18 protein-coding genes are annotated in these 20,848 nt (G+C 75.2%); 5 read left to right on the top strand and 13 right to left on the bottom strand.

Translation table 11 applies throughout. The features are described from left to right. Positions 1 to 21: 21 nt before the first annotated feature. Both GCU56_RS05170 and GCU56_RS05165 read right to left on the bottom strand, forming a co-directional pair. Positions 22 to 1,338 (bottom strand): AAA family ATPase, encoded by a 1,317-nt coding sequence (locus tag GCU56_RS05170; RefSeq protein WP_163480460.1) that lies wholly within the window; start codon positions 1,336 to 1,338, stop codon positions 22 to 24. After that, positions 1,338 to 2,252, bottom strand: a complete 915-nt coding sequence (locus GCU56_RS05165) for an SAF domain-containing protein (protein WP_345771644.1) — start codon at positions 2,250 to 2,252, stop codon at positions 1,338 to 1,340. Before GCU56_RS05165 ends, GCU56_RS05170 begins: the two co-directional genes overlap by 1 nt. Before the next feature lie 179 nt (positions 2,253 to 2,431). On the opposite strand from GCU56_RS05165, the gene GCU56_RS05160 reads away from it, so the two are divergent. After that, on the top strand, positions 2,432 to 2,680 hold the full coding sequence (locus GCU56_RS05160; RefSeq protein WP_163480459.1) for a helix-turn-helix domain-containing protein: 249 nt from the start codon (positions 2,432 to 2,434) through the stop codon (positions 2,678 to 2,680). Positions 2,681 to 2,728: 48 nt separating this feature from the next. Here GCU56_RS05160 and GCU56_RS05155 read toward each other — a convergent pair whose 3' ends face one another. Next, a complete protein-coding gene (locus tag GCU56_RS05155) occupies positions 2,729 to 3,298 on the bottom strand; it encodes a hypothetical protein (RefSeq protein ID WP_163480458.1) in 570 nt (189 codons plus the stop codon). A gap of 102 nt (positions 3,299 to 3,400) precedes the next feature. On the opposite strand from GCU56_RS05155, the gene GCU56_RS05150 reads away from it, so the two are divergent. Both GCU56_RS05150 and GCU56_RS05145 read left to right on the top strand, forming a co-directional pair. Further along, on the top strand, positions 3,401 to 4,219 hold the full coding sequence (locus tag GCU56_RS05150; protein ID WP_163480457.1) for a hypothetical protein: 819 nt from the start codon (positions 3,401 to 3,403) through the stop codon (positions 4,217 to 4,219). Positions 4,220 to 4,269: 50 nt separating this feature from the next. Beyond that, positions 4,270 to 4,833 (top strand): Rv3235 family protein, encoded by a 564-nt coding sequence (locus tag GCU56_RS05145; protein WP_239521812.1) that lies wholly within the window; start codon positions 4,270 to 4,272, stop codon positions 4,831 to 4,833. Positions 4,834 to 4,932: 99 nt separating this feature from the next. On the opposite strand, the gene secA is transcribed toward GCU56_RS05145, so the two are convergent. Further along, entirely contained in the window at positions 4,933 to 8,007 is a 3,075-nt protein-coding gene (gene secA / locus GCU56_RS05140) for a preprotein translocase subunit SecA (RefSeq protein ID WP_163480456.1), read from the bottom strand. 59 nt (positions 8,008 to 8,066) lie between these two features. On the opposite strand from secA, the gene GCU56_RS05135 reads away from it, so the two are divergent. Continuing rightward, positions 8,067 to 8,459: a TIGR03618 family F420-dependent PPOX class oxidoreductase gene (locus GCU56_RS05135; RefSeq protein ID WP_163480455.1), complete on the top strand. Its 393-nt coding sequence runs from the start codon at positions 8,067 to 8,069 to the stop codon at positions 8,457 to 8,459. Positions 8,460 to 8,574: 115 nt separating this feature from the next. Next, positions 8,575 to 9,090, top strand: a complete 516-nt coding sequence (locus GCU56_RS05130) for a GNAT family N-acetyltransferase (protein WP_163480454.1) — start codon at positions 8,575 to 8,577, stop codon at positions 9,088 to 9,090. Positions 9,091 to 9,133: 43 nt separating this feature from the next. Here the strand turns inward: GCU56_RS05130 and hpf are convergent, their stop codons facing one another. From hpf to GCU56_RS05085, 9 genes are all read right to left on the bottom strand, one after another. Further along, positions 9,134 to 9,814 carry a ribosome hibernation-promoting factor, HPF/YfiA family gene (hpf, locus tag GCU56_RS05125; protein WP_163480453.1) on the bottom strand — a complete coding sequence of 227 codons (681 nt, stop codon included), beginning with the start codon at positions 9,812 to 9,814 and terminating at the stop codon, positions 9,134 to 9,136. A gap of 92 nt (positions 9,815 to 9,906) precedes the next feature. Then, positions 9,907 to 10,632 (bottom strand): ComF family protein, encoded by a 726-nt coding sequence (locus GCU56_RS05120; RefSeq protein WP_163480452.1) that lies wholly within the window; start codon positions 10,630 to 10,632, stop codon positions 9,907 to 9,909. 122 nt (positions 10,633 to 10,754) lie between these two features. Further along, complete coding sequence (locus GCU56_RS05115; protein ID WP_163480451.1) at positions 10,755 to 12,479, bottom strand: LpqB family beta-propeller domain-containing protein; 1,725 nt, start codon at positions 12,477 to 12,479, stop codon at positions 10,755 to 10,757. A 14-nt stretch (positions 12,480 to 12,493) separates the two neighbouring features. Beyond that, positions 12,494 to 14,254 carry an MtrAB system histidine kinase MtrB gene (gene mtrB / locus GCU56_RS05110; protein WP_163480450.1) on the bottom strand — a complete coding sequence of 587 codons (1,761 nt, stop codon included), beginning with the start codon at positions 14,252 to 14,254 and terminating at the stop codon, positions 12,494 to 12,496. Between the two features lie 48 nt (positions 14,255 to 14,302). Further along, complete coding sequence (mtrA, locus tag GCU56_RS05105; protein WP_440588731.1) at positions 14,303 to 15,010, bottom strand: MtrAB system response regulator MtrA; 708 nt, start codon at positions 15,008 to 15,010, stop codon at positions 14,303 to 14,305. Positions 15,011 to 15,239: 229 nt separating this feature from the next. Further along, complete coding sequence (gene ahcY, locus GCU56_RS05100) at positions 15,240 to 16,721, bottom strand: adenosylhomocysteinase (RefSeq protein ID WP_163480448.1); 1,482 nt, start codon at positions 16,719 to 16,721, stop codon at positions 15,240 to 15,242. 143 nt (positions 16,722 to 16,864) lie between these two features. Then, positions 16,865 to 17,728, bottom strand: coding sequence for a GmrSD restriction endonuclease domain-containing protein (locus GCU56_RS05095; RefSeq protein WP_345771643.1), 864 nt, complete (start codon positions 17,726 to 17,728; stop codon positions 16,865 to 16,867). A gap of 85 nt (positions 17,729 to 17,813) precedes the next feature. Next, entirely contained in the window at positions 17,814 to 18,989 is a 1,176-nt protein-coding gene (gene manA / locus GCU56_RS05090) for a mannose-6-phosphate isomerase, class I (protein ID WP_163480447.1), read from the bottom strand. A 109-nt stretch (positions 18,990 to 19,098) separates the two neighbouring features. Next, positions 19,099 to 20,841, bottom strand: a complete 1,743-nt coding sequence (locus GCU56_RS05085; protein WP_163480446.1) for a glycerol-3-phosphate dehydrogenase/oxidase — start codon at positions 20,839 to 20,841, stop codon at positions 19,099 to 19,101. Between the last annotated feature and the right edge of the window lie 7 nt (positions 20,842 to 20,848).

Genomic DNA, 20,848 nt, shown 5'->3' with positions numbered 1-20,848 from the left:
CCTCCCGATCGGGCCCCCACGCTACGACCCGGTCGCCGGCACCGGCACCCGGGACCACGGGCGGACGCGTCCCCGCCGGCCCGCCGCCGGCTCCGGCACCCCGGCGACCGCCGCCGCGAGGCCGCGCAGGCCGGTCCGCAGGGGCGACCCGGGAGCGACCTCCGCCAGCGACCGGCCGGCCGCCAGCGCCGCGTCGGTGGCCCGGCGGTCCGCGGGCAGGAAGTGGGCGGCCTCCCGCCCCGTGAACCGTTCGAGAGCCTGGGCGATCTCCCGTGCGGGGTCGCCGGGGACCGGCCCGCGGCGCACCTGGTTGACCACCACCACGGGCTCGACGCCGGGCAGCACCTCCCTCAGTTCGGCCAGGGCCCGGATGCTCCGCTGCAACGCCACCGGATCCGCGCCGCTGACGCAGAGCACCGTGTCGGCCGCCTCGAGGACGGTGAGGGTCACGCCGTTGCGGCGCGGCGCCGCGGTGTCGAAGGACAGCTCCTCGTCCTGCTCGAGGTTGAACGCGCAGTCGACCACGGTGAGCGCCGCCGACCTGCGGGCCTCCTCGAGCACGGCCGCGACCCCGGAGGGGCGGAGCTCGGGCCAGCGGTCGGCGCGCGCGAGCCCGGTGAGGACGCTCAACCGCGGACGCACCGCCCACGCCAGCCGGGCGAGCGCCGGCCCGTCGAGGGTGCCGGCCGCGGCCTGCCGCGCGGCGCCGGCCAACCCCGGCGACTCGTCGAGCAACCCCAGGACCTGGGCGACCACCCCGCCGTAGACGTCGGCGTCCACCAGCAGCGTGCGCACGTCCAGCCGGGACGCCTCGTCGGCCAGGCCCACCGCGACCGTCGTCCGCCCCGGAGCGCCGGTCGGGCCCCACACCGCCACGACCTGGCCGCTGCCGGAGGAGTCCGCATCTGCCGACCCGGGCGGGTCCGCGGCGGGCAGGGCGGCCCGCGGGTCGGCGATGTCCCGCCCGGCGGGTGCGCCGCCCGCCACCGCCTCGCGCAGTGCCTGCGCGATCGCGTGCGGCTCGGCGTCGACGGCGAGCACCCGGACCACGCCGAGTGCCCGCAGCCGGTCGGCGGCTCGGTCGTCCCCGGGCTCCACGACACCGACCACCGCCACACCGGCGGCCGCCAGCCGGGCCACCGCGTCGGCGTCCAGCCGCCGGAGGTCGGCCGAGAGCAGGGCGGCCTGCCCGGTGCCCGTGGCGGCGGCCGCCAGCAGCTCCGAGACGTCCACGCACCGCCGGACGACGGTGACGCCGTGGTCGGCCCGGTCCAGGGCCCCGACCAGGACCGACTCCCAGTCGGCTCCGGTGACCGCGGTGAAGACCTGCAGGGCCATCAGGGCACCGGCTCCGCCGGGGCGCCGGGCACGATCGCCGCCCCCGGGCCGGCGGCACCCCCGGGTGCTGCAGGGGGACCCGGCACCGCCTCAGGTCCTGGTACGACCGGAGCACCGGGGACGGCGGGGTCGGCCGGCACCGGCACACCGCCCGCTGGTCCCGGCGGAGCCGGCGGGGACGCGGGTGAGCCCGGGGCCCCGGTACCAGGCGCCGAACCGCCACCGGCGCCGTCCACCGACTCGTGCACGACGACCACCAGTGGCCGGCCGGCGATCGCCCCGAGGACGGCCGGAGCCCGGTCGGCCGCCACCGAGACGACCACCTGCACGGTCGTCGTCGCCGTGGACAGCACGCCCTCCGAACGACCCGAGACAGCCTGGACGGGAGCCGCGGCGACCACCAGCGACACGCTCTCCCCGACCGCACCCACCGCGCCGGTCGCGGGATCACCCACGGCGTAGACGTCCACCACCTGACCGCGGGTGAGGGCCGGCGGGACGAAGCCGGCCTGGACCGGCAGGGCCAGGGACACCAGCTCGGCCGGCTCCTCCAGGGCCGAGCGCGGGACCAGTTCACCCGCGCCGACCGTGCGGGCGAGGGTGCGGCCCTCCGGCCGGGTGCTGGTGGCCAGGTAGGCGCCGGCCGCGTCGTCCAGCCGCACCTCGACGGCGACGAGGTCCGCAGCCGTGAGCACCGTCCCCGCCGCGAGGTCGGCCGTGGCGGACCAGACCGGGACGGTGGCATCCGCTGCGGTCACCACGCGGGCCCCGAGCAGCACCGAGCCGAGCACGAGCAGCACACCCAGCACCAGCCGGAGGTCCAGCCACCCGGGCGGCCGGGTCCGTCGCGGCACCGGTCCGGGCGGATCGGCGGCAACCGCCGGAGGGGTCGGGGCGGTGCGCGTGGCGCTCACAGCCAGCGGTCCTCCGTTCTGCGGATGCCCCGTCGCGTCTCGTTCCGCCACGGTCGGACGCCGATGATGCGACATGGGCGCAGTTGCCCGCAGTCGCTGTCCACACGTTCGGGTGTGGACGGCGGGGATGCCACCCGGACGGGGCTGCCAGACTGTCGGGGACCGGACGGAGACCCTCGATGCCCACACCGCGCTTCCTGACCCTCGACGACGTCGCCGAGATCCTCAACGTCTCGTGGTCGCAGGCGTACGCGCTGGTCCGCCGCAAGGAGCTCATCGCCATCCAGATCGGCGGCCGCGGCCAGTGGCGTGTCGAGGTCGACGAGCTCGAGCGCTTCATCCAGCAGAAGTACGCGGAGGCGCGGGCGGGCACCGTCCCCGCGCAGCCCGCCGTCCCCGAGCAGCCGACGGCGGCCGAGCCCGGCTGACCCGCGCGGCCGGAACGGCACGCGCGCGACCGGCCGCTGGCCGGCGGCTCAGTCCAGACCGGGCGCCAGCGTCCGGACGACCGCCACGGCGCGGAGGGCGATCGCGCGCACGCCGCGCACCGCCCCTGCCCGCCGCGGCTGGTCCGCGTCGTGCTCGGCCAGGTCGACGTAGTCCGCGCCGACGGCGTCCAGGGTCCCGACGTGCACCGATCCGTCCGAGACCACCACCTGGACGGCGCTCCGGTCACGCACCAGCGCACGCAGCGCCCACCGCAGGTCCAGGCGCGCCCGCACCGCTCCCGCCGCCTCCGGCGGAGCGGTGAGTCGGCTGAGCCCGGCCACCGAGTCGACCGCACCGATCGACACCAGGAGGTCGCGGGAACCGCTGCCGGCGAGCAGCACCCAGTCCGGCCCCGTCGCCGTGAGCACACCCGCGACCTCGCCGGCCGGGCCGCACCGCAGCCGGACCGGCCGGCCCACCGAACCCCCGAGCCGCTCGGCCAGCCGGACCGTTCCTGCCTCCGCGCGGCGTCGCGAGCCCAGCTCTCCGCGCTCGGCGGCCGCCTCGGCCTCGTCGAACTCGGCCTGCAGATCGGCGAACAACTGCTCCCAGCGCATCCGGCACCTCCTCCACCCCAGCCTAGTTCCACAGGTTCACTTGCATTCGCGTGCATTTGATTGCTTTAGTCTCGTTAGACCCGATCGAGTCGAGGAGGGGACATGTCGACACGTCGCCTGCTGGTGACCACGGCGGCCATGGCCGGCACCGCGGCTGCCTTGGTCGCGGTCACCCCCGACCTGTCCTGGTCCACCGACACCGGGTGGGATCTGCAGCGCGCCGCGGAGACCGCCGGCGCCGAGACCCTCCTCCTCAGCGGCGTCGCCGTGCTCGCGTGGCTCACCTGGGCATGGGGCGCAGTCGGGCTGCTGCTCACCGCCCTCGCCGCGCTCCCCGGCAGCACCGGCGCCCTGGCCCGGACCTCCGCCCGGCTCGTGCTGCCGGCAGGAGCCCGGCGCGCCGCCGCGATCGCCCTGGGCGTGGGGCTCGCCGGAGGGCCACTGGTGGCCGGCTGTGCGTCGGCGCCTCCGCCCCCCGTCACGGTGGCGCTCACCTCCGCAGCGGCGGAGAGGCCCGTGGCCGACTGGCCGTTCCCCGCGACCGCCACGCCCGCACCAGGCCCCACCGCGGCGGCCACGCCGACACCCGGTCCCGCGGCCGCCACGCCGGCACCGGCGACCGCCGCGCCCGAGCCCGCCCCCTCCGCGGCGGCCGCTCCGGCGCCCGTCCCCTCCTCGCCCGGCGGGGTCGCCGACTGGCCACGCCGCGATCCCGGAGACCACGTCGTCCTGCGGGGCGAGTGCCTGTGGGAGATCGCCGCCGGCGACGTGCGCAGCCGCTCCGGTGCAGAGCCCTCCGACGCTGAGGTCGCCCGGGCGGTGCAGGCGTGGTGGGCGGCCAACAGGTCGGTCATCGGGCCCGACCCCGACGTCCTGCTCCCCGGTCAGGTGCTGCGCCCGCCGCCGGAGGCGGCGCCGTGACCGCCCCGCGTCCCGATCCCCTCCCGCACCGACAGAACCCGGAGCACCCGATGCCCGCCACCGTCTCCTCCACCGAAGGGCCGACTGTCGCGCAGCCACTCACCACCGCCACGCTGCGGCTGGTCGTCGTCCCCACTCCGCAGCCGCCGCTGGACGAGGGCCCGCTGCAGTTGGTCCGCCCGGGCGTCGCCGTTCCGCGCCCCGCGCACCGGCCCGGGCCTCGGCCGCGCCCCCAGCCCGGCCCCTCGGACGACTTCCCCGCCGGCTTCGGTCCGGCCTGGTCGGGACGCGCGGATCTGCCGGACCCCCGCGTGGCCGGCCGGCGGCTGCTCACCCTCACCCTCGAGGCGCTGGCGGGGCGCCGTCCGCTGTCCCAGGTGCAGCCACTGACCTCGGTCGGGGTCTACGCCGCGCTGACCCGTGGCCGCCGCCCCCGCTGGTGCGCCGGCGGCACCACGCCGCTGCTGCTGGGTGCGGTGCACGTCTGCGAGCCGGTCGACGGTGTGGCGGAGGTCAGCGCCGTGGCCCGGCGGTCGGGCCGCGCGCACGCGGTGGCCGCCCGCTTGGAGGGCATCGACGGACGGTGGCGCTGCACGGCCCTGCAGATCGGCTGATCCGGGAACGACAGCGCCCCCGCCGAGGAGGTCGGCGGGGGCGCTGTCATGGCTCCGTGCGCGGGCTCGTCCCGAGCCGAGGAGAGGCAGGGTCCTCTGTCAGCGCGCGACGCCGTGGCACTGCTTGTACTTCCGACCCGAGCCGCACGGGCACGGGGCGTTGCGGGCCGGCTCCTTGGTGCCGGTGACCGTCGCCGTCTTCGCTGCCTTCGCCGAGCCGCTCTCCTTGGCAGAGGCGTCCAGGCTGGGAGCCGAGTAGCTCAGCTGCTCGTCGGACCGGCGCGGCTCGTCGAGGCCCTTGACCGCGAGCTCCGGCCCGGTGCCGGACACCGACGGCTCCTCGACCACCGGGGCGGCCTGTGCCGCGGCCGGGCTGGGCTGCACCGGAGTCGACGTCCCCGACCGGCGGGCCGTCGGGGCCTTGGCCAGCGACGGCGCGGGCGCCGGGGCAGCCGGAGCCGCCGGCGCAGCAGCCGCCGACCCGTTCCCGTCGGAGGGCGCCGGTGCCGCCGCGGCACGCGCCGGGGGAGCCGCAGCCGGGGCGGGAGCCGGCGGGGTCGCCGTCCGGGCCGCCGCGGCCTGGCGGGCCAGCACCCGCGCCGTCCCCTCCTGGGCGGCGGCGAGCGCCTTGGCCTCCGCGTCGGCCTGCTTGGCCTGGGCCTCGGCCTCCTGCTGCGCCTTGGTCTTGACCTCCAGGTTGAACAGGAAGCCGACCGACTCCTCCTTGATGCCGTCGAGCATCTGGTTGAACATGTCGTAGCCCTCGCGCTGGTACTCCACGACCGGGTCGCGGTTGGCCATCGCGCGCAGGTGGATGCCGGCCCGCAGGTAGTCCATCTCGTAGAGGTGCTCGCGCCACTTGCGGTCCAGCACCGAGAGCAGCACCCGCCGCTCGAGCTCGCGCATGACCTCCGAGCCCAGGCTCTCCTCGCGCTCCTCGTAGGCGCGGTGGACGTCGCCGATCAGCTCGGCCTTGAGCACGTCGGCGGTCAGCGCGGCCTGCTCCCCGTCGGCCACCCGGTCGAGCAGCTCCGCCCGGTCCAGGGCGACGGGGTACAGCGCCTTGAGGCCGGCCCACAGCTGCTCGAGGTCCCAGTCCTCGGCGTAGCCGGTCTCGGTGGCGCCGTCCACGTAGGCCCCGACGACGTCGTCGACCATGGCCTGCACCTGCTCGTGCAGGTCCTCGCCGTCGAGCACCTTGCGCCGCTCGTCGTAGATGACGGTGCGCTGCCGGTTGAGCACCTCGTCGTACTTGAGGACGTCCTTGCGGACCTCGAAGTTCTGCTGCTCGACCTGCGTCTGCGCCGACAGGATCGCCCGGCTGACCATCTTCGACTCGATCGGCTGGTCGTCGGGCACGCGCAGGGTGTTCATCATCGACTCGAGCATCGGGCCGTTGAACCGGCGCATCAGGTCGTCGCCGAGGGACAGGTAGAACCGCGACTCGCCCGGGTCGCCCTGACGTCCGGAACGACCGCGCAGCTGGTTGTCGATGCGCCGGCTCTCGTGCCGCTCGGTGCCCAGCACGTAGAGCCCGCCGGCGTCGACGACCTGCTCGTGTTCGGCCTTGACCTGCTCCTTGGCCGTGCGGAGCGCGTCGTCCCAGGCGGCCTCGTACTCCTCCGGCGTCTCCGCCGGCGACAGGCCGCGGGCGCGCAGCTCCTCGTCGGCGATGAACTCCGGGTTGCCGCCGAGCTGGATGTCGGTACCGCGACCGGCCATGTTGGTGGCCACGGTGACCGAGCCCAGCCGCCCGGCCTGGGCGATGATGTGCGCCTCACGCGCGTGGTTCTTCGCGTTGAGGACCTCGTGCTGGATACCTCGGCGCAGCAGCAGCTTGTCGAGGATCTCGGACTTCTCGACGCTCGCCGTCCCCACGAGCACCGGCTGGCCGGCCTCGTGCCGGCCGGCGATGTCGTCGATGACCGCGTCGTACTTGGCCTTCTCCGTCTTGTAGATGACGTCGGAGCGGTCGTCGCGGATCATCGGCCGGTTGGTCGGGATGGGGACGACGCCCAGCTTGTAGGTCTGGTGGAGCTCGGCGGCCTCGGTCTGGGCCGTGCCGGTCATCCCGGACAGCTTCTCGTAGAGCCGGAAGTAGTTCTGCAGCGTGATCGTGGCGAGGGTCTGGTTCTCGTCCTTGATCTGCACCCTCTCCTTGGCCTCGATGGCCTGGTGCATGCCCTCGTTGTAGCGCCGGCCCGACAGCACGCGACCGGTGAACTCGTCGACGATGAGCACCTCGCCGTTGCTGACGATGTACTGCTGGTCGCGGTGGTAGAGCTCCTTGGCCTTCAGCGCGTTGTTCAGGTAGCTGATCAGCGGGGAGTTGACCGCCTCGTAGAGGTTCTCGATGCCGAGCTGGTCCTCGACGAACTCGACGCCCTCCTCGGTGACGGCGACCGTGCGCTTGGCCTCCTCCACCTCGTAGTGGACGTCCCGCTTCATCAGCGGCACGATCCGCCCGAACTCCGTGTACCACTTGCCGGCGGACTCGGCCGGGCCGCTGATGATCAGCGGGGTGCGGGCCTCGTCGATGAGGATCGAGTCGACCTCGTCGACGATCGCGTAGTGGTGCCCGCGCTGCACCAGGTCGGCCTTGCTCCAGGCCATGTTGTCGCGCAGGTAGTCGAAGCCGAACTCGTTGTTCGTGCCGTAGGTGATGTCGCAGGCGTACTGCTCGCGGCGGTGCGCCGGCCGCTCGCCGGACAGGATCGTGCCGACCGAGAGACCGAGGAAGCGGTGCACCCGGCCCATCTGCTCCGCGTCGCGCTGGGCCAGGTAGTCGTTGACCGTCACGATGTGCACGCCGTCGCCGGTCAGCGCGTTGAGGTAGGCCGGCAGGACGCCGGTGAGCGTCTTGCCCTCACCGGTGCGCATCTCCGCGATGTTGCCCAGGTGCAGCGCCGCCCCGCCCATGATCTGGACGCGGAAGTGCCGCTGACCCAGGGTGCGGGTGGCCGCTTCACGGACGACGGCGAAGGCCTCGGGCAGGAGCTGGTCGAGGGACTCCCCGTCGGCCACCCGCTCCTTGAACTCGTCGGTCTTGGCCCGCAGCTCGGCGTCCGTGAGGTCGACGACGTCATCGGCGAGGGACTCGACCGCGTCGGCGATCTTGTTCAGTCGTCGGAGGAGCTTGCCCTCACCGGCTCGCAGGATCTTCGAGAACACCACGACCCCAGCGTAGGCGGCTCGGCCCGGCGGGCTCCGCGGCCGCCACGCACAATCGCCCGGTGGCCCACGACCCCGGCACCCTCGGCCCCGGCTTCCTCACCTTCCTCACCGAACGTCACCTGGCCACGCTCACGACGATGCGTGGCGACGGCACCCCGCACGTCGTCCCGGTCGGGGTGACCTACGACGCCGCGACCTGCACCGCCCGGGTGATCACCTCCGGGACGTCGGCCAAGGCCCGGCACGTGCGCGACGGGCGGTCACGGGTGGCCGTCTGCCAGGTCGACGGCCGCCGCTGGGTGACCCTCGAGGGGACGGCGGTCGTGCGGACGGACCCCGCGTCGGTCGCCGACGCCGAGGAGCGCTACGCCGCCCGCTACCGCCGGCCGCGGGAGAACCCCGCCCGCGTGGTCATCGAGATCTCGGTCGACCGGGTGCTGGGCAACGCGTGACCATCGCTGCATGCCATCGACTCCACGGCCCCGGCCAGAGCCTCGCCGCGAGCGTGCGAGCGGGAAGGGGGCCGGGGTCTTCTCACTGAACGGCGTCGACCTGACCAGCGCGGTCGTGCGCAGCACGCGGCTGGTGCTGCGCCCGCACCGCCCGGACGACGAGGAGGCCGTCCTGCGGGCCTGCCAGGACCCGGACATCCAGCGCTGGATCGGCGCGCTGCCGGTGCCCTACACCCGCGCCGACGCGCGGGCGTTCGTGACGCAGGTCTCGCCTGCGGAGCGGGTCGAGGGCCGGGGCATGCCGGTCGTCCTCGAGGCCGACGGGGAGCTCGTCGGCTCGGGCGGCCTGCACCTGCGCGACGGCCGGCTGGGCCCCGAGATCGGCTACTGGGTGGCGCCGTGGGCGCGCGGCCGGGGCTTCGCGGCTGAGGCCGCCCGTGCGCTGGCGGACTGGGCGTTCACCCACGGGGCGCCGCGGGTGCACCTGTTCACCGACGTCGACAACACCGCCTCGCAGGCGGTCGCGGAGCGGGCCGGGTTCCGACGGGAGGGCGTCGTGCGCTCGTGCCTGCCCTACCGGGACGGCTCCCGCAGCGATGCGGTCCTGTTCGGCCGGCTGGGCGGAGGGTGAGCGGGGGTGGGGACGCGGTCGCGCGTCCCCACCCCCGCCGTGGTCAGAGGGGGGCCGCCGCGGGCTGGGCGGGTGTCTGGGCGGCGGAGGCAGCGCCGTCCATCGGGGTGTCGACCAGGCGGATGAGGCCGTAGTCGTACGCGTGCCGTCGGTAGACGACCGTCGGGCGACCGGTGTCGGCACACTGGAAGAGGAAGAAGTCGTGACCGACGAGCTCCATCTCGTGGAGCGCCTGGTCGACGGTCATGGGCGTGGCCGGGTGGTGCTTCTCTCGCACGATCTGGCCGGGCAGGTGCTCGTCGAGGTCGGTGACCAGCGGGCCCTCGGACGGCGACGACTCCTGCTGGGGCGCCTCCAGCGACTCCAGCTCCGCACCTCCACCGACCCGGACGCTGGCCGGCGTGCGGCGACCGTGGTGCACGCGGCGCCGGTCGGCGGCCCTGCGCAGCCGGTTGTCGAGCTTCCCGGCGGCCAGGTCGAGCGCCGCGTAGAAGTCGGGGGCGCTCGCCTCGGCCCGGACGACGGGTCCCTTGCCGCGCAGGGTGATCTCCACCCGCTGGCACTGCGAGGACTGGCGGGGGTTCTTCTCGTGGAACAGCTCCACGTCGATCCGGATCAGTTTGAGTTTGCCGTCGAAGCGGTCGAGTTGGCCGACCTTGTCCTCGACGTGCTGCCGGTAGTGCTCGGGGACTTCGACGTTGCGGCCGCGGACCACGATCTCCATGAGACCTCCCGATTGAGCGGGCTGTGATCGAGTCCACGCTAGTCGCCGTCCGGGGGTACCGACAGTCGACGCCGTCGTCCCCCGTGGCCCGGTCACCGAGCCCCGGTGGCGGGTGGTGGACCGGCTCGTCGGGGGGTCGCGGCCACCACCGCCGCCAGCACCGGCGGATCGTGCGGACCGGCCGCGGAGGCCAGCACGGCGGCGGCCTCGGTGAGCGTCGCACCGCTGGTGACGACGTCGTCGACCACGACGAGCACGCCGCCCGCGGCCGGCCGGCGGTGGCCGCCGGCGAGCGCGAAGGTGCCCGCCAGGTTGGCCCGCCGCTCGGCCGCGGACAGCCCCGCGGAGTCCTGGGCGCGGCCGGTGCGCCGCAGCAGCCGCGCCTCGGCGGCCGGCACGCCGGCCGCGCGGAGGTCGGCGACGGCGCGGGCGGTCAGCTCACGGACGTGGTCCCGGCCCCGGGCGCGCAGGGCGGCGGCGCCACTGGGGACGGGCACCAGCCGCACCGGCCCCGGCGATCCGGAGAGCCCCGTCAGGACGCCGGCCACCGCCAGGGCCAGCGCCGCGCCCAGGGGGCGGGCCAGCTCGGCGCGACCGCGCTCCTTGAAGGCGTTGACGGCCGGGCGCACCGGGCCGTCGTAGCGGCCGGCGGCGACCGTCGGGGGGAAGCCGAGCGGGAAGCGCCGCGGCTGGGCCAGGAGCGGGACGGCGAACAGGCGGGCGCACCGCCGGCAGAGCGCCGGGCCGGGGAGCTCGCAGCCCGCGCAGGTGCGGGGCAGCACCAGGTCGGCCAGCGCCGCGAGCAGGCCGCCGTCCATCCCGCCAGCGTCGCCGTTCCACCGCGAGACCGCTCAGGACGCGACGCGGCTTGTGGACGGCCGGTCGCGGCCTCGTGCGCAGTCCCAGCCCGAGCGGGTGAGGGGTGAGGGGGGACGTCCGGTCACATCGGGTAGAACGGCTCGTTGCCCGGCAGCGGCTGCTGCCCCCGGAGCAGGGTCACCCAGGTGCCCCCGGCGAGCTGCCAGATGGTGCCGTCGGCGCTGACCAGCGCCGGGCGGCCGGGCGCGGCCGCCACCCCGGTCGGCTGGCTGGGCAGCCCGGACGTCGGCACGTCGGTGAGCCCCCAGCCGTCCACACCCAGCGAGTACGGCTCGATCCGGCCCTCGTCGGCGTCGCCGGCCAGGACGAGCAGGCTGCCGGCCGTCCGCCAGGCCACGTCCACGACACGGGTCAGCGTCGGCGCGACCTCGCGGAGGTCCCGCAGCGCGACGGGGCCCTCGTCGGACCGCACCACCGTCCCGACGAACAGGCTCGCCCCCTGCGCGTCCTCCAGCACGACCGCGGCCCGCACGCCGTCGGGCGACAGCTGCAGCACGGTCGCCCGGCCCGGGCCCGGGAGGGTGGGGGCGATGACCGCCTGGGCCTGGCCCTCCGCGGGCACCCGCACCACCGCCGACCCGTCCCGGACCACCCAGAACTCCCGGCGGGTGGCGGCGACGGTCGGCGCGCTCAGGGTCGCGCCGCTGAGCACCGGCACCAGGTCACCGCCGTAGGCGCCCGACAGCAGCGTGGTCTGCCCGTCGCGGACCACCGAGCCGACCATGTCCGTCAGCTCGCCGGTGCGGGCGTCGGCGGAGACCGCGGCGGCCGTGAGCCCGTAGGCGCCGGCACCGGCCGGGCCCGGGGCGGGCTCGCCCGCGACGGTCCGGAGGGCCCCTGCGTCGACGAAGTGCCCCACGGCGTCCACCGGCACGGCGTCGGGACCGAACGCCGTCCAGTCGTCGATGGTCTGCACGGCCGGGACGCCCTCGAGGTCCAGCGACGCGCCGTCGGCGCGGATCGCCACCGACCGGGCCAGCGGCCGGAGGGTCCACACCAGCTGCGCGCAGAGCTCGGCGAGCTCGGCCGGTGGCCGGTCGGCCAGCCCGGCCAGGTCGACGGTCACGGTCTGGGCGGAGACGGTGACCGTGCTGTTCAGGGTGGTGCCGGCCAGCCGGTTGCCGACGCCGGCCGCCAGCGTCGACGACGGCCCGCCGAGCAGGCGCTCGACGAGCACCGTGGGCTGGGCGTCGCCGCCGATCAGGTAGCGGGGGTCGGGGACGACCCGGCGGCCGGTGGGGTCGATGAAGTACAGGTCGCGCCGCTCGTAGAGCCGCTCGAAGTCCGGTTGCAGGATCAGCAGTCCGTCCGGCGGGTTGGTGATCCGCCACTCGGCCTCCACCTGCTGGAGGGTGAACTCGTAGGTGAAGAGCTCCTCCCCTCCCACGGTGAACACGCCCCGCTGGTCGATGGTGCCCACCACGCTGGCCGTGACCTCCACCGACCCGGAGTCGGTGGTCACCGTGGCGTAGTCCTGCCCGAGCACCGTGATGCCCGACTCGTCCGACCACACCCGCGCCGGCTCGGGCGCCAGGTGCTCGCGGGCCACCGGGTGCCCCGGGACCGAGCTCGCGGCGGCGTCGAGGAACCCGCGCACGACGTCGTCGGGGGTCACGCCCGACGGCGGCGGCAGCGGCTCGATGCCGACCGCGCCGTCGGGCCGGGTCGGCGCCTGGGTGATCTGCACCGTCGGCGAGCTGGTCGGCACCGTGGAGCACGCCGACAGCACCACGAGCAGCACCGCGGCCAGGACGGCGACCCGGCGACGGGCCCCCCGCCCCGGCACCGCCGCGCGCGACCTCACCGGGCTGCCCGGGGACGCCGGGTGATCGCCGGCCGCAACGGCAGCGGCGAGCTGGTCAGGTCCGCTCCCGCGGTGAGCGGCAGGGTGAGCCGGAACTGCGCACCGGCGCCCGGCTGGCCCCACACCTGCAACCAGCCGCCGTGCAAGCGCGCGTCCTCGAGGCTGATCGAGAGCCCCAGCCCACTCCCGCCGACCGTGCGCACCCGCGACGGATCGGCCCGCCAGAACCGGTCGAAGACGTGCTGGGCCTCCGCCGAGGTCAGCCCCACGCCGTGGTCCCGGACGGTGACCGCCGCCGCCGTCCGGTTGGCCGCCCAGGTGACCTCCACCGGCCGGCCCGTGCCGTGCTCGATGGCGTTGCCGACCAGGTTGCGCAGGATCCGCTCCACCCGCCGGGAGTCCACCTCGGCGATGACGTCCTCGCGCGGACCATGCACGGTCAGGGTGCAGCCGTGCCGCTCGGCCAGCGCGGACATCCCCGCGGTGACCCGCCCGACCAGCGCCCCGAGGTCGGTCGCCTCCCAGTCGAGGACGGCCGCCCCGGCGTCGTACCGGCTGATCTCGAGCAGGTCGGTGAGCAGTGACTCGAACCGGTCGAGCTCGGTGTGCAGCAGCTCCGCCGACCGCGCCACGTGCGGCGGGAAGTCCTCGCGGGACTCGTACAGGATCTCGGCGGCCATCTGCACGGTGGTCAGCGGCGTCCGCAGCTCGTGCGAGACGTCGGAGGTGAACCGCTGCTGGAGCTGGCTCAGCCCCTCCAGCTGGGTGATCTGCCGCTGCAGGCTGTCGGCCATCGCGTTGAAGCTCGTGGCCAGCCGGGCGAGGTCGTCCTCCCCGCGCACGGTCATCCGCTCCTCGAGCTGCCCCTCGGCCAGCCGCTGCGCGGTGCCGGCGGCCCGGCGCACCGGATCGACCACCAGCCGGGTCACCAGGACGCCGATGCCGACGACGAACAGGGTGAGGGCGATGCCGCTGATCACCACCGTGCTGCGGATCAGCGACAGGCTCTCCGCCTCCTGGTCCAGCGGGAAGGCGTAGTACAGCTCGATCCGCTCGGCACCCGCGGCGTCGGTGGGTACCGGCGAGCCGACCAGCAGGGTCGGTCTCGGCTCGTTGGCGTCGTTGGGCACCATCGCGTACTGGTAGGACTGGCCGCCGGCACCGACGTCCGCGCGGAGGTCGGTGGGGATGGCCGGGTAGATGTAGCGCCGGCTGGTGGCCGGGGGGCGCTCGGTGTCGCCGGTGCGGTAGATCATGACGACGTCGAAGTCGCCGGCCGCGCCGCCGCGCTCCTGCAGTTGCCGGACCGTGCGGTCCAGCGTCGACCGCACGCTGGCCGCGTCACCGGAGGCGATGCCCGCCACCTCGGTCTGCGCGTACAGGACCCCGGCCTGGACCTGGTCGACCGCGGCCCGCTCCTTGACCGACAGCAGCTGCTCCCGGATCTGGCTGAACAGCACCATGCTGACGATCACCACCACGGTGCCGGCGACGAGCATGGTGATCGCCCCGATGCGCACGTGCAGCGACGAGCGCCAGGCGTGCACCGCCTGCCCGGCGAGCCGCCGCGCCACCCGGCGGGTACGGACCGCCCGGCGGCGCAGGTCGCGGCGCAGCGATCCCCCTCCGGTGGACGGCGCCCGCCGCGCCGTGGGGGGAGCCGCGGACGGTGCCACCACCCCGGAGGACACGGTGGAGGCCGAGGTCGCGCCGGTGGGCTCGGCGACGACCTCGGGCGGCGCGGGCCGGGCGGTCACCTCAGGCGGCCGCGGTCGCGGTCAGCTCGCGCGGCGTCGCGAGCTCGGTCACGGTGGCCCCGCCTTGTACCCGACCCCCCGGACGGTCAGCACGATCTCCGGCCGCTCGGGGTCCCGCTCGATCTTGGCGCGCAGCCGCTGCACGTGGACGTTGACCAGCCGGGTGTCGGCGGCGTGCCGGTATCCCCAGACCTGCTCGAGCAGGAGCTCGCGGGTGAACACCTGGCGCGGCTTGCGGGCCAGCGCCACGAGGAGGTCGAACTCCAGCGGCGTCAGCGCGACGGCGACGCCGTCCCGGGTGACCTGGTGGGCCGGGACGTCGATCTGCACGTCGCCGATCGCGAGGTTCTCCGCCTGTCCGGTCTCCCCGCGGCGCAGCTGCGCCCGCACCCGGGCGACCAGCTCGACCGGCTTGAACGGCTTGGTGACGTAGTCGTCGGCGCCGGCCTCCAGCCCCTGGACGACGTCGATCGTGTCGCCCTTGGCGGTGAGCATGACGATGGGCACCGTCGACTGGGTCCGGATGTCCTGGCAGATCTGCAGGCCGTTGCGGCCGGGCAGCATGAGGTCGAGCAACACGATGTCGGGGCGGGTCTGCTGGAAGACGCCCAGGGCGCGGTTGCCGTCGGAGACGAACGCCGGTTCGTAGCCCTCTCGGCGGAGCACGATGCCGAGCATCTCGGCGAGGGCGGCGTCGTCGTCGACGACCAGGACTCGGCCGCGGCTGGACCCGTTCTGCGGGGCGGTGGGTGGCACGGCGCCCATTCTGCGCTGCTCGGGACGAAAGATGGCCCACCCGCCCGGGTGAGGCCCCGCGGCGCCCACCGCAGGTGGGACCCCCGGCGCCGGGAGTCCCACCTCGCGAGGGGGTGGAACGGCCCCGCTGCAGGGCCCCACCCTGAGCCTGCGCAGGGTGGGGGCAGCGGTCAGGCCCGCCTGCAGGGTCCCGCCGCGAGCTCGCGAGCGGTGGGGCAGGCGGGTCCTCTCAGTAGCGGTAGTGGTCGCTCTTGAAGGGGCCCTCGACCGGGACGCCGAGGTAGTCGGCCTGCACCTTCGACAGCTCGGTGAGCTTGACGCCCAGCGCGTCGAGGTGCAGCCGCGCCACGTGCTCGTCGAGCTTCTTCGGCAGCACGGTGACGCCGGGCTGCTGCCCCTCGTAGGCCGACCGGTTGGTCCACAGCTCGATCTGGGCCAGCACCTGGTTGGAGAACGAGGCGCTCATGACGAAGCTGGGGTGCCCGGTCGCGTTGCCCAGGTTCAGCAACCGGCCCTCGGAGAGCACGATGATCGTGTGGCCGTCGGCGAACCGCCACTCGTCCACCTGCGGCTTGATCGTGGTCCGCTCGACGCCCGGGGTGCGGGCCAGCCCGGCGATGTCGATCTCGTTGTCGAAGTGGCCGATGTTCCCGATGATCGCCTGGTGCTTGGTCTTCCCGAGCTGCTCGGCGGAGATGATGTCCTTGTTCCCGGTGGCCGTGATGATGATGTCGGCCTTGCCGATGACCTCGTCGAGGGTGGTCACCTCGTAGCCGTGCATGGCCGCCTGCAGCGCGCAGATCGGGTCGATCTCGGTGACGATCACGCGGGCGCCCTGGCCGCGCAGCGACTCGGCGCAGCCCTTGCCGACGTCGCCGTAGCCGCAGACGACGGCGACCTTGCCGCCGATCATCACGTCCGTGGCCCGGTTGATGCCGTCGATCAGCGAGTGGCGGCAGCCGTAGAGGTTGTCGAACTTGCTCTTGGTGACCGAGTCGTTGACGTTGATCGCCGGGAACAGCAGCCGGCCCTCACGGGCGAGCTCGTAGAGGCGCAGGACGCCGGTCGTGGTCTCCTCGGTGACGCCGGCGATGCCCTGGCCGATGCGGGTCCAGCGCTGCGGGTCCTCGGTCAGGCTGGCGCGCAGCACGCCGAGGATGACCTTGTACTCGTCGGAGTAGGCGTCGACGTCGTCAGGGACGGCGCCCTCGGCCTCGAAGCGGGTGCCCAGGTGCACCAGCAGCGTGGCGTCGCCGCCGTCGTCCAGCAGCATGTTCGGGCCGACGACCTCGCCGGCCTCGTCGCGGAACTCGAACAGCCGCTGGGTGCACCACCAGTACTCCTCCAGCGACTCGCCCTTCCACGCGAACACCGGCACGCCGGTGGGCTGCTCGGCCGTGCCGTCGCCGACCACGATCGCCGCGGCGGCGTGGTCCTGGGTGGAGAAGATGTTGCAGCTGACCCAGCGGACGTCGGCGCCCAGCGCGGTGAGCGTCTCGATGAGGACGGCGGTCTGCACGGTCATGTGCAGCGAGCCCGCGACCCGGGCGCCGGCGAGCGGCTGCGCGGCGCCGTACTCCTCGCGCAGGGCCATGAGGCCGGGCATCTCGTGCTCGGCGAGCTGGATCTCCTTGCGGCCGAAGCCGGCGAGGGAGAGGTCGGCGACCTTGAAGTCGGCGTCGGTCAGGGTGGTGCCGGTGCTGGCGGTCATGTCGCTCCAGGGGGCGGGACCGGCCGGTGCGCAGAGGGCGCGACGGGGCCGGCTCGGCGGTCTGCGGATTCGAGCGAGCATGCCGAGGCTTCGGCGGGGCTCGTGCCGGTGTCCAGGATACGCGGCGGCCGGAGCCGGCCCGATCACTCGCAGCCGACGCCGTCCCCGTCGCCGTCGAACGCGGTGTCCCAGCCGGGCTCGCCGACCCGGATCGGTGCGGCACCGGCGGCCCGCACGGCGGTGCAGTCGGCAAACGGCGCCGACGCCGGGACGACCGGGGAACCCGCCGGCGCGCTGGAGCCGTCAGGCAGGGGCTCGTCCGGGCAGCCGGCGAGCACGGAGGCGACGGCGTCGCGCTCGGCGGTCGTCATCCACAACCCGTAGCCGGCCTTCACGGCGACCTGCCGGGCGACGTAGGCGCACCGGTAGCCGGTGGCCGGCGGCAGCCAGGTCGCGGCGTCGCCGTCCCCCTTCTGCATGTTCAGCGGCCCGTCGACGGCGAGCAGGTTCAGCGGGTCGTTGGCGAAGGCGGCGCGCTGGTCGGCGTCCCACTGCTGCGCGCCCTTCTGCCAGGCGTCCGACAGCGCGACGACGTGGTCGATCTGCACGTCCTCGCTGGTGCCCTCACCGCGCTGGAAGGCGATCGTGCGCCCCGAGTAGGGGTCGGCGAGGGTGCCGGTGAGGACGACGCAGTCCCGGGTGCCCGGCCGGAACGTCTCGCCGGTGAGGTCCCGGGCGAGCACGTCGTTGCGGGTGTCGCAGCCGTTGCGATCGGTGTCCACCCAGCCCGCGCCGAACAGCTCCCGGTCGTAGCCGGTCTGCGGCGCGCGGCCCTTGACCTCGATCCCGCCGAGCGCGGCCAGCGCGGAGCCCGACGGCGCGTCAGCGGTCGCGCCCGCGGACAGGGTCTGCTCGAAGGACGCGCACCCGCCGACGACGCCGGCCAGGGTCAGCGACAGGGCAGCGGCGGCGACCCGCCGCCGCACGGTGGTGGAGCGGACGGACACGCGACTCCCCGGGTGGACGGAGAGTCGACGCTAGGCGGCGACCGCGGCGGCGCGGCGGCGACACGCCCGTGCCGGGCGGCGGGCCTCAGCCGAGGTTGGTCGTCGTGCGGTAGAGGACGGCGGGCCCGCGGGCGCTGACCGGCTCACCGGCCGGGACGAACGCCGACTGGCCCCGCTCCAGGACCAGCTCGCCGTCCGCCGCGGAGAAGACGGCCTGGCCCTCGGTGCACAGCAGGACCTGCGGTCCGGCGGTGGTCAGCGAGCCCGCCCCGCTGTCGAGCTGGATGCGGGTGAGGTCGAACTCCTCGACGGGGACCGGGTAGCGCAGTCCGCCCGGGCCGAGCACCGGGCGGAGGACCGGGACGCGGCCGTCGCTGAAGTCGAGCACCTCGATCAGCGCCGCGAGGTCGACGTACTTGGCGGTCAGCCCGCCGCGCAGGACGTTGTCCGAGCTGGCCATCACCTCGACACCGGCGCCGGAGAGGTAGGCGTGCAGGTTGCCGGCGGGGAGGAAGACGGCCTCACCCGGCTCGAGCTTGAGGTGGTTGCACATCAGCGAGATGACCACGCCCGGGTCCCCGGGGTAGGCCTCGGCGAGCGTCGCGGCCCAGCGGTAGGTGTTGATGAACTCCGGGTCGGCGGCGGCCACGAACCGGGACGCCGACTCGGCCACCGCCTGCACCAGGACGGCGCGGCGCTTGGCGGAGAGCGCCAGCAGTTGCGGCACCGCCGCCCGCAGGCCCCCGCGGGCCAGTGCCGCGATCGTCGGCTTGAGCTCGGGCACCTGCAGCTTGGCCAGGCAGTGCAGCGACTCCTCGACCGGCCGGAAGCCGCACAGCGCCTCGAAGGTGGTCAGCGCCAGCAGCAGCTCGGGCTTGTGCCACGGGTCCTTGAAGGTGCGGGTCGGGTCACCGTGCGGCACCCCGGCGGCCTCCTCGGCGGCGAAGCCGGCCTCGGCCTGCGCCGTCGTGGGGTGCGCCTGCAGGGAGAGCGGCGCGTCGGCGGCCAGCACCTTCATCAGGAACGGCAGGCGCGCGCCGAAGCGGTCGACGACGGCCCGGCCGAGCAGCCGGTCGGGCTCCTCCGTGACGGCCTTGTCCAGCGGCCGGCCGTCGCCGAGCAGGCTGGGCTCGTCGGGGTGGGCCCCCATCCAGAGCTCGGCGTGCGGGCGCTCGGCCGGGCTGGGCTGCCCGAGCAGCTCCGGGATGACGGTGCGGCTCCCCCACGGGTAGAACCGGACCGCACTGGTGAGCTGCCACATCACGGACGAGGCTACTGGGGAGTCGAGCACACCCGGTATGTCGGAAGCCCCGCGCACGGGGTGGAGGCCGCCTCACCCGGACGGGTGAGCCGGCATCCAACGGCGTCCCTCAGACGGCGGCGCGCACGTCCGGGGCGCCGAGCCGGGCCGCGTCGGCGGTGTGGTCGTCGGGCATCCGCTGCGACTCCCGCTCGGCGGCCACCCGGGCCGTGTAGTGGGCGACCTCCCGGTCGGTGCGCTCGCGGTCCCAGCCCAGCTGTCCGGCCATCAGCTCGGCGACCGCGGCCGCGGACTCGGTGCCCCGGTGCGGTGTCGCGATCGACACCCGGGTGCGCCGGGTGAGGACGTCGTCGACGTGCAGGGCCCCCTCGGCGATCACCGCGTGCACCACCTCGGCGGCCAGGTGGGCGGGCGCCCCCGGCAGCGGGCGGCCCAGCGCCGGGTCGGCCGCGACCAGGTCGAGCACCTCGCCGACCTGGTCACCGTGCCGGGCCAGCAGGCGCTCGACGGCGTCCACGGGCAGGCCGCCGGCGGCGGCCAGCTCGGGGGCGGTGCCGCGGACGGCGTCCCAGCGGTGCGCGCCCACCAGCGGCAGGTGCGCGGTGCGCGAGGGCGGCACCCCGGGCAGGCCGGCGGTGGCCGCGTCGACGGCGTCGGCGGCCATGACCCGGTAGGTCGTGTACTTCCCGCCGGCGACCAGCACCAGGCCGGGCACCGGGGTCACGACGGCGTGCTCGCGGGAGAGCCGGCTGGTCTGGTCGGCCTCCCCGGCCAGCAGGGGGCGCAGGCCCGCGTAGACGCCGACCACCTGGTCCGCGGTCACCGGCCGGGACAGCACCCGGTTGACCTGGTCGAGCAGGTAGCCGATGTCGGCGCTGCTGGCCGCGGGGTGGTCGCGGTCGAGCTTCCACGGGGTGTCGGTCGTACCGATGATCCACTGCCCGCCCCAGGGGATGACGAACAGCACGCTGGTCGGCGTCCGCAGGATCAGCCCGGGCCGCCGCCCGTCGGGGACGTCGCCGGGGTCGATCGCCGAGCGCGGCACCACCAGGTGCACGCCCTTGGAGGCCCGCACCCGCAGGCTGGGCGCGGAGTCGCCGAGCCACGCGCCGACGTCGTCGCTCCACACCCCGGTGGCCGCGACGACGCTGCGGGCGCGGACCGTGAACGACGAACCGTCGGCCAGGTCGGCGACCCGCACGCCCACCACCGCCGCCGCCGGTCCCTCGCCGTCGCGGAGCAGCCCGGTGACGCGGGCGCTGGAGAGCACCCGGGCGCCGTAACCGGCCGCCGTCCGGACGACGGCCAGCGTGTGCCGGGCGTCGTCGACCTGCGCGTCCCAGTACCGGATCGCACCGACGACGGCGTCCGGGCGCAGTGCGGGGAAGGCTTCGAGGGTCGCCCGGCGGGAGAGATGCCGGTGCGCGGGCAGGCCGCGGCCGGCGTCCAGCGCGGCTCCGAGCAGGTCGTAGAGCGCGACGCCGGCGCCGTAGTAGGCCCGCTGCCAGGCAGGGGCGGTGAGCGGGAGCAGGAACGGCAGCGGCCGGACCAGGTGCGGGGCGATGGTGCCGACCAGCCGGGCGCGCTCGTGCAGCGCCTCCCGCACCAGCGGGAAGGCCAGCTGCTCGAGGTAGCGCAGCCCGCCGTGCACCAGCTTGCTCGACCGGCTGGAGGTGCCGGCCGCCCAGTCGCGGGCCTCCAGCAGCCCGACCGTGAGCCCGCGGCTGGCCGCGTCCAGCGCCGCCCCGGCCCCGGTCACGCCCCCGCCGACCACCAGCACGTCGACGACCTCGTCGGCCAGCCGCGCCCGGTCCTCGCGGCGGCGGGCCGGCGACAGGTGCGTGCGGCTCATGCCCCCA

This window comes from Geodermatophilus sabuli (genome assembly GCF_010686765.1).
GTDB lineage: Bacteria > Actinomycetota > Actinomycetes > Mycobacteriales > Geodermatophilaceae > Geodermatophilus > Geodermatophilus sabuli_A.
Note: the sequence above shows the minus strand (reverse complement) of the source record. Positions and strands in the feature narration are given on the sequence as shown.